General features: G+C 66.3%; 11 protein-coding genes. 6 read left to right on the plus strand and 5 right to left on the minus strand.

Features of this window, described 5'->3' with window-relative positions; all coding sequences use genetic code 11:
- Positions 1-187, plus strand: a 187-nt coding sequence (locus tag AC1DW2_RS42520; RefSeq protein ID WP_477009076.1) for a hypothetical protein, incomplete at its 5' end; no start/stop codon positions are given.
- Between the two features lie 212 nt (positions 188-399).
- On the opposite strand, the gene AC1DW2_RS42525 is transcribed toward AC1DW2_RS42520, so the two are convergent.
- On the minus strand, positions 400-1,377 hold the full coding sequence (locus AC1DW2_RS42525) for a Bug family tripartite tricarboxylate transporter substrate binding protein (protein WP_477009077.1): 978 nt from the start codon (positions 1,375-1,377) through the stop codon (positions 400-402).
- A gap of 106 nt (positions 1,378-1,483) precedes the next feature.
- On the opposite strand from AC1DW2_RS42525, the gene AC1DW2_RS42530 reads away from it, so the two are divergent.
- Positions 1,484-2,461 (plus strand): TAXI family TRAP transporter solute-binding subunit, encoded by a 978-nt coding sequence (locus AC1DW2_RS42530; RefSeq protein ID WP_477009078.1) that lies wholly within the window; start codon positions 1,484-1,486, stop codon positions 2,459-2,461.
- Positions 2,462-2,670: 209 nt separating this feature from the next.
- On the opposite strand, the gene AC1DW2_RS42535 is transcribed toward AC1DW2_RS42530, so the two are convergent.
- Both AC1DW2_RS42535 and AC1DW2_RS42540 read right to left on the minus strand, forming a co-directional pair.
- Positions 2,671-3,900, minus strand: a complete 1,230-nt coding sequence (locus AC1DW2_RS42535; protein ID WP_477009079.1) for an ABC transporter substrate-binding protein — start codon at positions 3,898-3,900, stop codon at positions 2,671-2,673.
- A gap of 98 nt (positions 3,901-3,998) precedes the next feature.
- Complete coding sequence (locus tag AC1DW2_RS42540) at positions 3,999-4,892, minus strand: helix-turn-helix transcriptional regulator (protein ID WP_063985273.1); 894 nt, start codon at positions 4,890-4,892, stop codon at positions 3,999-4,001.
- Between the two features lie 326 nt (positions 4,893-5,218).
- Here AC1DW2_RS42540 and AC1DW2_RS42545 point away from each other — a divergent pair, with 326 nt between their 5' ends.
- Genes AC1DW2_RS42545 through AC1DW2_RS42560 form a run of 4 tightly spaced genes read left to right on the plus strand, consistent with a single transcriptional unit; the run spans position 5,219 to position 10,351 of the window.
- Positions 5,219-6,052 carry an ABC transporter substrate-binding protein gene (locus AC1DW2_RS42545; RefSeq protein WP_477009080.1) on the plus strand — a complete coding sequence of 278 codons (834 nt, stop codon included), beginning with the start codon at positions 5,219-5,221 and terminating at the stop codon, positions 6,050-6,052.
- 54 nt (positions 6,053-6,106) lie between these two features.
- Complete coding sequence (locus tag AC1DW2_RS42550; RefSeq protein ID WP_477009081.1) at positions 6,107-7,213, plus strand: molybdopterin-binding protein; 1,107 nt, start codon at positions 6,107-6,109, stop codon at positions 7,211-7,213.
- A 12-nt stretch (positions 7,214-7,225) separates the two neighbouring features.
- On the plus strand, positions 7,226-9,175 hold the full coding sequence (locus tag AC1DW2_RS42555; RefSeq protein ID WP_085402176.1) for a molybdopterin biosynthesis protein: 1,950 nt from the start codon (positions 7,226-7,228) through the stop codon (positions 9,173-9,175).
- Positions 9,176-9,220: 45 nt separating this feature from the next.
- Entirely contained in the window at positions 9,221-10,351 is a 1,131-nt protein-coding gene (locus tag AC1DW2_RS42560; protein ID WP_477009082.1) for an FAD-dependent monooxygenase, read from the plus strand.
- A 33-nt stretch (positions 10,352-10,384) separates the two neighbouring features.
- Here AC1DW2_RS42560 and mobA read toward each other — a convergent pair whose 3' ends face one another.
- Both mobA and fdhD read right to left on the minus strand, forming a co-directional pair.
- Positions 10,385-11,020 (minus strand): molybdenum cofactor guanylyltransferase MobA, encoded by a 636-nt coding sequence (gene mobA, locus AC1DW2_RS42565; RefSeq protein ID WP_085402200.1) that lies wholly within the window; start codon positions 11,018-11,020, stop codon positions 10,385-10,387.
- Positions 11,007-11,897 carry a formate dehydrogenase accessory sulfurtransferase FdhD gene (gene fdhD / locus AC1DW2_RS42570; RefSeq protein ID WP_085402175.1) on the minus strand — a complete coding sequence of 297 codons (891 nt, stop codon included), beginning with the start codon at positions 11,895-11,897 and terminating at the stop codon, positions 11,007-11,009. The genes mobA and fdhD overlap by 14 nt, the downstream gene beginning before the upstream one ends.
- Positions 11,898-11,924 lie beyond the last annotated feature (27 nt).

Below are 11,924 nucleotides of genomic sequence, written 5' to 3' on the forward strand. Positions count from 1 at the left end.
CCTGCAACCAGACCGTTATGAGCGGCCGGCTCTAACCATTGAGCTACAGGCCCCGCCGCGAGACGGCCGCGGAAACGCGCGGCCGGCAACGGTGCGCGGTTCGTTTACAGGGATGGAGGCGGGGGTGCAATGCTGGCTCTGGTGGACGGAAACCCCTGGCGCAGCATTGCCGATGATTTTCGAATAACCGAAATTAGCGATGGTGCCCTTATGCTCCTGTTTTGCCCGACGAGTCAAATCGGCTCGCGAAGGCTCATTTTTTCGTTTCTGTAACCCATTGTGATTATGCGACTTTTCTACTGTGCATGGGGTTGTTTTCGCGCATTTTGATTCCGGAGGGCCTGCAGGTCCCTCCGGAATGCTTTGCCGGCGTGCTACGGGCGCCGCGCAGGGCCACCCCTAGTCGACCGATACCCCGGCGAACTCCACCACCTTCTTCCACTTCTCGGTCTCGTCGGCGACCAGCTTGCCGAACTCGGCGGGCGTCATCGGCTTCGGGATGCCGCCATTCTCGGTCAGCCGCGCGATGACCTTCGGGTCCTTCAGGGCTTCGCCGACGGCCTTGTTGAGGACCTCGATCACTTCGGGCGGCGTGCCCTTCGGCGCGGAGATGCCGTAGAAGCCGACCGATTCGAAGCCCGGCACGGTCTCGGCGATCGCCGGCACGTCGGGCACGGTCGGCCAGCGCTGCGGCGAGGTGACGCCGAGGGCGCGGACAGTGCCGCCGCGCGACTGCTCGAGCGCGGAGGGGAGGTTGTCGAAGATCAGCTGCACCTTGTTGGAGATGATGTCGGGGAAGGCGATGGCCGAGCCGCGATAGGGCACGTGCACCATGTCGCACTTGGTCATCACCTTGAAGAGCTCCGCCGACATGTGCACCGAGGTGCCGTTGCCGGACGAGGCAAACGAGATCTTGCCGGGATTGGCCTTGCAGTAGTCGATGAACTCCTGAACCGACTTCACCGGCATCGCATTGGAGACGACCAGCATGTTGGTGAGCTGCATGATGCTCGCGACCGGCACGGTGTCGCGCAGGAAGTCGTAAGGCAGCTTCTTGTAGAGCGAGGTCGAGATCGCGTTGTTGGGCGCGACGAACAAGAGCGTATAGCCGTCGGGGGCTGCGTTGATCGCGGCGGCGGCCGCAATGTTGCCGCCGGAGCCGGCGCGGTTCTCGACGATGAATTGCTGGCCGAGGCGATCCGAGAGCGCCTGCGCCATGATCCGCGCCACGATGTCGACCGGGCCGCCGGCGGCGAAGCCGATCATCCAGTGCACGGGGCGGTCGGGGTAGCCGGCGGCGGAGGCGGGAGGGGAGGCGTTGAGGAGAGTTGAAAGAAACAGCAGCCCAAAAACAGTGTTACGCAAAATTCGCAACATGACGTCTCCCATTGTTCTATTGTCGTTGTGCCCATGCTTTCACAAAAACCGCCCGCTGCCTACATCGCCGCAAGTCGATGTTGACGCGGGGCGGCCGGGACTCATCATGAGATTCGCAATCACAATCCTTCTCGGCGCGGCGCTGCTCGCAAATCCACTCGCAAGCCCCGCCGCTGCTCAAACCGGAGGCAACGCCATTCCGACCACGACACTCAGCCTGGGCACCGCGACGCCCGGCGGCGGCTTTCCGCTCTATGGCAACGCTTTTGCGGAAGCGATGAACGCGGCCGATCCGCAAATCACCATCGCACCCCGCAACACCAAGGGCAGCAACGAGAACATTCCGCTGCTGGAGAAGGGCGAGCTCGATCTCGCGCTGGTCGCGGGCGAACCGGCCTATGAGGCCTTTGCCGGCATCGGCCGCGCGCCTGTGCGGTTGAAGATACTCACCGCGATCTATTCCAACCCCGGCATGTTCGTGGTGCGGGCGGACAGTCCGTACAAGACCATTCGCGATCTCGTCGGCCAGCCCGTCGCGTTCGGCGCCAAAGGCTCGGGCCTGCCGATCCTGGCGCGCTATGTGCTCGATGGTCTCGGCCTCAAGCAGGACGAGGATTTCAAGGCGATCTATCTCGACCGCGCCGGCGATGGCCCCGCGATGGTCGAGGACGGCCGCGTTGCCGCGCTTTGGGGCGCCGGCATCGGCTGGCCCGGTTTTGCCGCGGTGGCATCGAGTGCGTCAGGCGCGCGCTTCATTGCGCCCAGCGCTGAAGAGATCACGCGCATCCGCGCCAAGCATGCGTTCCTGAAGCCGCTGCACGTGCCCGCCGGCTCCTATCCGAAGCAGGCCGAGCCGATCGCCTCGCTCGGCTCGTGGAGTTTCGTCCTCACACGCGAAGACCTGCCCGATGACGTCGCCTATCGCCTCGCGAAGACGCTGCACGGCGCCGAGGCGGCGTTCTGCAAGCAGCTCGCGCAGGCCTGCGAGACCACGGCGTCGAACACGGTCGCGGCAGCGCCGAAGCCGGAGCTGATCCATCCCGGCGTGATGAAGTACTTTCGCGAGATCGGCGTGGTGAAGTAGCAAACCCCCGGCGCACGCTCTTCCTTCCTTCTCCCCTTGCGGGAGAAGGTGGCGCGTAGCGCCGGATGAGGGGTATCTATCCGCGAACTCGAAGCTGAAAGACGACTCGAGGAGAGATACCCCTCACCCGTCTCGCCGCCATGCGGCGAGCCACCCTCTCCCGCAAGGGGAGAGGGTGCACCGTCATCGCGGCCTCATACTCGCCAATCTCACTTCTTCACCAGCGGACACGCCGGGTCCGGTGGGCCAAACGCCTTGTCGCCCGAGATCGTCGTGAGGATCTTGTAATAGTCCCACGGATATTTGCTCTCCTCCGGCGTCTTCACCTGCACCAGCCAGAGGTCGTGCACCATCAGATTGTCCTCGCGCAGCTTGCCGTTGCGGGCGAAGAAATCCTCGATCGGCTTTTCCCGCATCTTGGCCGCGACCTTGAGCGGATCGTCGGTGCCGGTCTCCTTGATGGCGTTGAGATAGTGCATCACGCTCGAATAGACGCCGGCCTGCCACATCGACGGCATCTTGTTCATCTTGGCGAAATAGCGCTTCGACCATTCGCGGGTCTTGTCGTCCATGTCCCAATAGAACGACGTCGTCAGCAACAGCCCTTGGGCGGCCTGGAGGCCGAGGCCGTGGATGTCGGTGATCAGCGCGAGCAGCGCCGCCATCTGCTGGCCGCCCTTGAACACGCCGAACTCCGAGCCGGTCTTGATCTCGTTCATGTTGTTCGGGGGACCCGCGGCAATGCCGATGATCTTGGCCTTGGAGGCCTGCGCCTGCAGCACGAAGGAGGAGAGGTCGGGTGTTGCCAGCGGCGGCCGCACCGAGCCCAGCACCTTGCCGCCATTGGCGGTGACGACGCTGGAGGCGTCGCGCTCCAGCGAATGGCCGAAGGCGTAGTCGTCGGTGATGAAGAACCAGCTATCGCCGCCGCGCTTGACCACCGCATCCGCGGTGCCGACCGCGAGTGCGCGGGTGTCGAACACCCACTGGATCGCGTAGGGCGAGCAGAACTTGCCGTGGAAATCCGCCGTGCCGGTCGAGTGGGTGATGAACAGTCGCTTCTTCTCGTTGGCGACGTTCTGCACCGCGAGTCCGACGGCCGAGACGGGCACGTCGACGATCAGGTCGACCTGATCAACGTCGTACCAGCGCCGCGCGATGCCGCCGCCGATATCAGCCTTGAGCTGGTGGTCGCCGATCACGATGCTGATCGGCTTGCCGAGCACCTTGCCGCCGAAATCGTCGATCGCCATCTGCGCCGCCGTCACCGATCCCTGGCCGGTCGGCGCGGAGGCGGGGCCGTTCATGTCGGTGAGCACGCCGATCTTGACGATGTCGTCGGAAACCTGCGCCGACGCCGTACCCGGCAGCAGCGCCGCCGCCAAGAACGTCGCTGCAAAGCCGGCCGCAACCGGAAGTCCAAATCTCGTTGGATTCACGCTTGTCCTCCCCTGATCCGGCTCGTTGGCCGGTGTTGCCCGGGTATGGCCCGGCTGAATTGGTTTCTTTTGCAACTATTTGGGGGCGGGCGTCAACGTCAGGCCGCGAAGCGGATCTGTCCCGCCGGCGAGGGATCGTAGCCGGTCAGCTCCTCGGCGCGCTGTCGCAGCCGTCTTTCGCTGAGGAACCGGATCAGGGCCTGCATCGGCGGGCGGAAATAGCTGCGTTGCCGCATTGCGAGATCAAAATTCTCCCAGACCAGCGGCACGAAATCGAGCCCGGCCGAGCGCGCCGCCGCACGCGTCGCGATTCCGCAATCGGCTTGTCCCGCGCGGACGATCTCGGCGAGATCCGGCCCGGTGAGCGCCGGTGTCTCGATCCGGCGCAGATCGCGCGTCGAGGCGCCGGCGCGCTTCAACAGCACGTCGAGCAGCATCTGCGCGCCTGTGCCCTGTTGTCGCATCGCCATCCTGACACCGAGCGCAAGCACGTCGGAGAGGCCGCGCAGGCGTTTCGGATTGCCCGGCGGCAGCACGAGACCCTGCTCGCGGCGCACGAATGCGACCAGCACCGCATCATGCAGGTCAGGCGCGTCACGCAGCGTCGTCGCACTGGCGTCGGAAGCAAGATTGCCGTCGGCCTCCAGGCTGTGGAAGTGCACCGCCGCCGCCATCACCTCGTCGCGTTGCAAGCGCTCGAGCCCGCGCGCGCTGCCCTCGCTCATCGATCCCAGGCCCGAGCCGGATTCACGCAGGCTCCAGTCCAAAAGCTCGTCCTGGCTGCCGCCCACGACCGGCGGCGGCTCCGCAGTCAGCATGCCGGCCGGCCGCGCCAGTCCCGACAGGACCCAGAGGTCGAGCTCGTGCCGCGGGAAGAGCCACTTCCCGGTCACCTTGGTGCAGGGGATCGCGCCAGTGGTGACGAGTTCGTAGAGCTTGCGTTCGCCGAGCCGAAGGTAGTCGGCGGCTTCGCTGGTCGTCAGGAATTCCATCCTGCATTCCTATGCAAATTCTTGCTTCTTTTTGGCGTTCGACGCAGGTGGAATTCTGCATTTCAATTTACGTCCGGCAGGACCATGCCCGATCATCTCGCTGCTTTGCAACACATCCTCACGCGCGATCTCTGCTTTGGTGAACGATCCTGAAGCACCCGCGTGGCGCGGGCCTTGCGGCCGTCGCGCTCGCAATTGCAATGGGCGCACCGCGCGAGCCGCATTGCCGAAATGTCCCGAGTGGGGAGCGCAACGCGCAAACGCGTCACGAGTGTGGCGCAATCGATCATCATCATGATCGCGTCTTAGCCAATGGGAACCCGATCATGGTCGTCCGCCGCCTGTCCGTTGCACTCGCGCTTCTCTGCGGCCTCGCCGCGGGCGTGGCGGCGTCATTTGCGGAGGACCGCGCGATCGTGCTGGCCTCGACCACGGCGACACAGGAGTCCGGCCTGCTCGATCATCTGCTACCGATCTTCCGCGAGAAGACCGGCATCGAGGTGACGGTGATCGCGCGGCGTGCCGATGAAGTGCTCGACGGCGCGCGCAGGGGCGAAGTCGACGTCGTGCTGATGCACGCACGGCCGCAGGAGGAGAAATTCGTCGCCGACGGTTTTGGCGTGAAGCGTTTTGACGTGATGTACAACGACTATGTGCTGATCGGACCGAAGAACGATCCCGCCGCCGTGAAAGGCAAGGACATCGCCACCGCGCTGAAGGCGATCGAGGCCAAGGGCGCGCCGTTCGTGACGCGCGGCGATCGCTCGGGCACCCATGGCGCGGAGCTCGCGCTCTGGATCGTCGCCGGCATCGATATCGCCGCTGCCAAGGGCGCATGGTATCGCGAAGTCAAGCAAGGGATGGACGCAGCCCTCGACGCGGCGCGCACGGCGAACGCCTATGTGCTGTCCGACCGCGGCAGCTGGATCGCCTTCAAGGATCGCGGCGATCTCGACATCGTCGTGGAAGGCGACAAGCGGCTGCTCAATCAGTACGGCGCGATGCTGGTGAATCCGGAAAAGTTTCCGGACGTGAAGAAGGAGCTGGGGCAGACCTTCGTCGACTGGCTGATTTCGCCGGAGGGGCAGGCGGCGATCGCCGGCTACAACGTCGACGGACAGCAGCTGTTCTTCCCCAATGCGGCCAAGTCCGGCGGCTGAGCTTCGCGTTGCCAGCGGTTGCCAAACCGGGCGATGCATGGTCCATCATGGCGCATGACCCAGCGCCTGCCGCCAGCATTGACGCCGCTCGACACTGCGCTCGCCGCGTTGCTGCGAGGCGTTGATCCGATCGCGACGATCGAGTTGCCCCTGGCGGAGGCCGCCGGCTGCATCGCGGCAGGGACGCCGCTGCTTGCGGCCTGTCCGTCGTGCGACATCGCCGCTGCGGATGGCTGGGCGCTCTGCGCCAACGATATTGTCGGCGCGTCCGCCTATTCGCCGCTGCCTCTGACGACGGCGCCCGTTTGGGTCGATGCCGGCGACGCGATGCCGCCGGGATGTGATTGTGTGCTCGATGCCGACGCAGTCGAGGTGTCGGGTCCACTCGCCCAAGTGCTGGCGGAGGGCGTGCCCGGACGGGGCGTCAGGCGTGCCGGAAGCGACATTGCCGGGCGGGCGCCCGCCGTGGCAGAAGGGCATTTGATCCATCCTGCCGCCTTGCTGCTCGCGCGCACCGCCGGTGTTGAAAAGCTGAGCGTACGGCGGCCGCGGCTGGGCATCGTCAACGTGCCGGGTGCGGCCGTGACGGCGCACATGATTGCCGAGATCGCGCGCGCGGCAGGGCTGCAGGTGCAAGCGCGCGAAGCTGCCGCGCGAGATGCGGCATCGATCGCGGAAGCGCTCGGCGATCTCGCCTGCGATCTCGTCGTGACGGTCGGCGGCAGCGGCGCAGGCCGCCGGGATGCCGCGGTTAGCGCGCTGGCCCGGCATGGTGACGTGCGCGCCCATGGCCTCGCGCTCCAGCCCGGACGCACCGCCGCGGTCGGGCGGCTCGGACCGGTTCCAATCGTCGCGTTGCCCGGCTCGCCCGATCATGCGCTTGCCGCCTGGCTCGCGCTCGTGCTGCCGCTCGTCGATCGGCTGTCGGCGCGGCAGTTACGCCGCCGCATGACCTTGCCGCTTGCGCGAAAAATCGCATCCAGTGTCGGCATCGCCGAAATCGCCCTGCTGGCCGAGGAACATCATGCGTGGCTCCCGCTTGCGGTGGGGGAATGGCCGCTTCAGGCCATTGCCCGGGCCGATGCATGGCTGCTCGTTCCCGCCAGCCACGAGGGATTTGCGGCAGGAACGCCGGTCGATGCCTATCTGATGCGGGAATGATATGGGTTTGGCATGACGATGATCCCGCAATCGCAAGACCGTAGCGCGCTCGAACAGGAGCAGTTCCTCCAGATCCTCTCGCGCGAGGACGCGCTGGCGCGCTTTGAAGCTGCGTTGTTCCCGCGCGCGGTCCCGAGCGAGACGCGCAAGCTTGCCGATGCGCTCGGCGCGGCGCTGGCCGAAGACATCACGGCGCCCCTCGACGTTCCGCCGTTCGACCGTTCCAACGTTGACGGCTTTGCCGTGCGCTCGGCCGATCTCGCCGCGGCCGGCGAAGGCGCGCCCGTTCGCCTTGCGCTGAACGGCGAGACCATTCACTGCGGCACCGCGCCGAAGCTGCAAGTGGCGACAGGAACCGCAACGCCGATCGCAACCGGCGGGCCGCTACCGCGCGGCGCCGACGCCGTCGTCATGGTGGAGCACACCCAGCCTGCCGGATCCGATGCGATCGACGTCCGGCGAGCCGTCTCGCCGGGACAGTTCGTGTCCTACGCAGGCTCCGACATCGCGCGCGGCGAGGCGCTGCTGCGCGCCGGCACGATCATCGGCTCGCGTGAGATCGGCATGCTGGCGGCTTGCGGCATCGCCGAGGTGACTGTCGCGCGTAAGCCGCGTGTTGCCGTGATCTCCACCGGTGACGAATTGGTTCAGCCCGGCGAGGCGCTCGCGCCGGCTGCGATCTACGACACCAACGGCGCCATCGTCGCTGCCGCGATCGACGAGAATGGCGGCGAGGCGGTGTTCCTCGGCGCCATTCCCGACGATGAGGCAAAACTCGAAGCCGCCATGCGCCGCGCGCTGGCGGACGCCGACATGCTGGTGCTCTCGGGCGGCACCTCGAAGGGCGCGGGTGACGTGTCCCATCGCATCATCGGCCGGCTCGGCCAGCCTGGCATCCTCGCGCATGGCGTCGCACTTAAACCCGGCAAGCCGCTGTGCCTTGCGGTGTGCGACGGCAAGCCCGTGGTGATCCTGCCGGGCTTCCCGACCTCGGCGATGTTCACCTTCCACGACATGATCGTGCCGGTGCTGCGTCGGATGGCCGGGCTGCCGCCACGCTCCGATGCCAAGGTAAGCGCGACCGTGCCGGTGCGCATCGCCTCCGAGCTCGGCCGCACCGAGTTCGTCATGGTCTCGCTGGTCGGCGGCAAGGACGGCCTGATCGCCTATCCCTCCGGCAAGGGGTCCGGTGCGATCACGTCGTTCGCGCAGGCCGACGGTTTTCTGCGCATCGACGCGCTCGCCGACCAGATGCCGGCAGGGACCGACGCCGAGGTGACGCTGTTCACGCCGCATGTGCGGGTGCCCGATCTCGTCATCGTCGGCAGCCATTGCACCGGGCTCGATCTCGTCACGGCGCAACTCGCGCATGCGGGGCTGACCGTGCGCTCGATCGCGGTCGGCAGCCTCGGCGGACTCGCGGCGGCGAAGCGGGGCGAATGCGATCTCGCGCCGATCCATCTGTTCGACGACAAGAGCGAGACCTACAACACGCCTTACCTCGTTGAGGGGCTCGAGCTCGTGCCGGGCTGGCGGCGGATGCAGGGCATCGTGTTCCGCAAGGGCGACAAACGTTTCGAGGGGCTCGGTGCGAAGGAAGCAGTTGCCGCCGCGCTCGCGGACCCCGCCTGCATCATGGTCAACCGTAACCAGGGCGCCGGCACGCGCATCCTGATCGACCGGCTGCTCGGCGGTGCTCGCCCGGAAGGTTACTGGAACCAGCCGCGCTCGCACAATGCCGTGGCTGCGGCTGTCGCGCAGCACCGTGCCGACTGGGGCATGACCATTGCGCCGGTCGCCCATGCGGTCGGTCTCGGTTTCATTCCGCTCGCGGAAGAGCATTATGATTTCGCGCTGGTGACAGCGCGCAAGCAGCGGTCGGCCGTCCAGGCCTTTCTCGACGCACTCGGCTCGGACGAGGCGCGTACGGCGCTGGAGCGGGCGGGCTTCCGGCCTGCGTAGATCGACGACGCGGCGTTCAAGCCGCGCGAGGGGGTGGGGGACGCGATGGCAAGGCCGCTTTCGGTTGCGATCGTCGGTGCCGGCATGGGCGGGCTCGCGACGGCCGCGGCGCTTCGGCGCGTCGGTATCGATGTGATGGTCTACGAGCAGGCCTCCCAGTTCGCCCGCATCGGCGCCGGCATCCAGATCGGCTGCAACGCAATGAAGGTGCTGCGCGCGCTGGGGCTGGAGGCGCGGATGCGCGAGCACTCGTTCTATCCACGCTCCTGGAACAACCGCGACTGGAAAAGCGGCGACATCAAGTTCGACATGATCTTCGGCGAGAGCGCGGAAGAGAAGTTCGGCGCGCCCTATCTGCTCGCCCATCGCGGTGATCTCCACGCTGCGCTGGCGAGCGTGGTGCCGAACGAATTTGTGCGGCTCAGTCACAAGCTCGTCGGTCTCGACCAGACCGGCGGTGGTGTCTGGCTGACCTTTGCCGATGGTACGCGTGCCATCGCCGATGCCGTGGTCGGCGCGGACGGCGTCCATTCGACGGTCCGCGATCTCCTGTTCGACACCGCGCCGGCCAAATTCACCGGCCGCGTCGCCTATCGCACCACCTATCCCGCCGCGCTGCTCGGCGGCGCAGGGATCGACGACTGCACCAAATGGTGGGGCGAGGACCGCCACATCGTGATCTATTACGTCAAGCCTGATCGCAGCGAGGTCTATCTCGTCACCAGCCAGCCCGAGCCGGACTTTCGCATCGAGTCCTGGTCGGCGAGGGGCGACGTGCGCGACCTGCGCGCATCATTCGAAGGCTTTCATCCGCAGGTCACTCGGGTGCTCTCCGCCTGTCCCGACGTGCACAAATGGGCGATCATGGACCGTGACGCGCTGGAGCACTGGGCCGACGGCAAGGTGACGTTGCTCGGCGATGCCTGCCATCCGATGACGCCCTACATGGCGCAAGGTGCGGCGATGGCAATCGAGGACGCCGCCGTGCTGTCGCGCTGCCTCGACGGTGTCGGCCGCGACGGCGTCGCCAATGCGTTCCGCCGCTTCGAGGCTACCCGCAAGGTGCGCACGACGCGGGTGCAGGAGACCTCGCGCGCCAACATCTGGCTCAAGGAGAGGACCGATACGAGCTGGGTTTACGGCTACGACGCCTGGGAAGTGCCGCTGGCGGCTTGAACCGTCTGCTCGCGCTTGCGCCGACGCTTCTTGTCAGGAGGCCGCATCCAGCGCGGCCAGCCGCTCGGCTTCGGCGATGTCCTCGACCGTGTTGGCGTTGAAGAACGGATCGAGCGGCTCGGCCGGCCACGTTACCGTCGCCAGCGGATAGCGCGCGGTCCAGCGGTCGATCTTGCGGAGGTCTTCGACGACCAGCGCGTGACGCAGCTCGTCGCGCAAGGCGACGCGCCACAGACCTATCACCGGATGTGATTGATCGCCTGATGCGGCGACCGCGAGCTGGGCGTTCTCGCGCTCCCGCGCCTCGTGCAACTGCGCCACGAGATCGCGCGGCAGGAACGGGCAGTCGCCTGCGGCGCTCAGCACCCATTCGATGTCAGGCCGGTTCGCCGCCGTCCAGTCGAGCGCGGCAAGGATGCCGGCGAGGGGCCCGGGGAAGCCGGGTACGTCATCGGCGACAACGGGCAGACCGAACGCCGCGAAGCGTGCGGGATCGCCATTCGCGTTGAGGATCAATCCGCTGCATTGCGGCGTCAATCGCGCGATCACGCGCTCAAGGATGGTGCGGCCGCCGATGGTCCGCATCGGCTTGTCGCCGCCGCCCATGCGCCGTGCGAGGCCGCCTGCGAGCAGCACGCCCTGCGTTGCCGGAAAGTCAGTCGTCACCACCTTCACCCTTGCGTTTGTGCTTCGTCGATTCCTCCTCGACGTAAGCAAGGTTCTGGTCGTAGACGATCCGCTCTTCGCCCGCGAGCGCGATGAAGCGCTTACCGCGCGTGCGGCCGACCAGCGTCAGTCCGACCTGGCGGGCAAGATCGACGCCCCAGGCGGTGAAGCCGGAGCGCGACACCAGGATCGGAATGCCCATGCGCACGGTCTTGATGACCATTTCCGAGGTCAGCCGTCCCGTGGTGTAGAGGATCTTGTCGGAGGCATCGACGCCGTGGCGGTACATCCAGCCCGCGATCTTGTCGACCGCGTTGTGACGGCCGACGTCCTCGGTGTAGCAGAGCGGCTCGCCCTCCTTGCACAGCACGCAGCCATGGATCGCGCCGGCCTCCAGATAAAGCGAGGGCATGGTGTTGATGGTCTGCGTCATCTGGTAGAGCCAGGAGGTGCGCAGCTCGGCCTTCGGCAACGCGACGCTCTCGACCGCCTCTAACAGGTCGCCGAACGCGGTGCCCTGCGCGCAGCCCGAGGTCTGGGTGCGCTTCTTCAGCTTGGCTTCGAAATTGGTGTGATGCCCGGTGCGCACCACCACCACCTGGAGGTCGTCGTCGTATTCGACCTCAGTGACCTCGTCATTATATTTCAGCATGTTCTGGTTGAGCAGATAGCCCAGCGCCAGATATTCCGGGTAGTCGCCGATCGTCATCATGGTGACGATCTCCTGCGAATTCAGGTAGAGCGTCAGCGGCCGTTCCATCGGCACCTTGATCTCGACCTTGGCGCCGGTCTGGTCGGTGCCGGTCACGCGCTCCGTCAGGCGCGGGTCGTCAGGGTTCGGAACGATCAGGGGCACCGGGGCTTTGTCGATCTTCATCATGGCCGCGACGTTAGCATGACATTCGGG

It is taken from the genome of Bradyrhizobium sp. P3_C3 (assembly GCF_056402655.1).

Excerpts from the sequence above, each read along its gene's own strand:
- AC1DW2_RS42525 (WP_477009077.1), bottom strand. The coding sequence starts at position 1,377 with ATGTTGCGAATTTTGCGTAACACTGTTTTTGGGCTGCTGTTTCTTTCA.
- AC1DW2_RS42530 (WP_477009078.1), top strand. The coding sequence starts at position 1,484 with ATGAGATTCGCAATCACAATCCTTCTCGGCGCGGCGCTGCTCGCAAAT.
- AC1DW2_RS42540 (WP_063985273.1), bottom strand. The coding sequence starts at position 4,892 with ATGGAATTCCTGACGACCAGCGAAGCCGCCGACTACCTTCGGCTCGGC.
- AC1DW2_RS42545 (WP_477009080.1), top strand. The coding sequence starts at position 5,219 with ATGGTCGTCCGCCGCCTGTCCGTTGCACTCGCGCTTCTCTGCGGCCTC.
- AC1DW2_RS42550 (WP_477009081.1), top strand. The coding sequence starts at position 6,107 with ATGACCCAGCGCCTGCCGCCAGCATTGACGCCGCTCGACACTGCGCTC.
- AC1DW2_RS42555 (WP_085402176.1), top strand. The coding sequence starts at position 7,226 with ATGACGATGATCCCGCAATCGCAAGACCGTAGCGCGCTCGAACAGGAG.
- AC1DW2_RS42560 (WP_477009082.1), top strand. The coding sequence starts at position 9,221 with ATGGCAAGGCCGCTTTCGGTTGCGATCGTCGGTGCCGGCATGGGCGGG.
- fdhD (WP_085402175.1), bottom strand. The coding sequence starts at position 11,897 with ATGATGAAGATCGACAAAGCCCCGGTGCCCCTGATCGTTCCGAACCCT.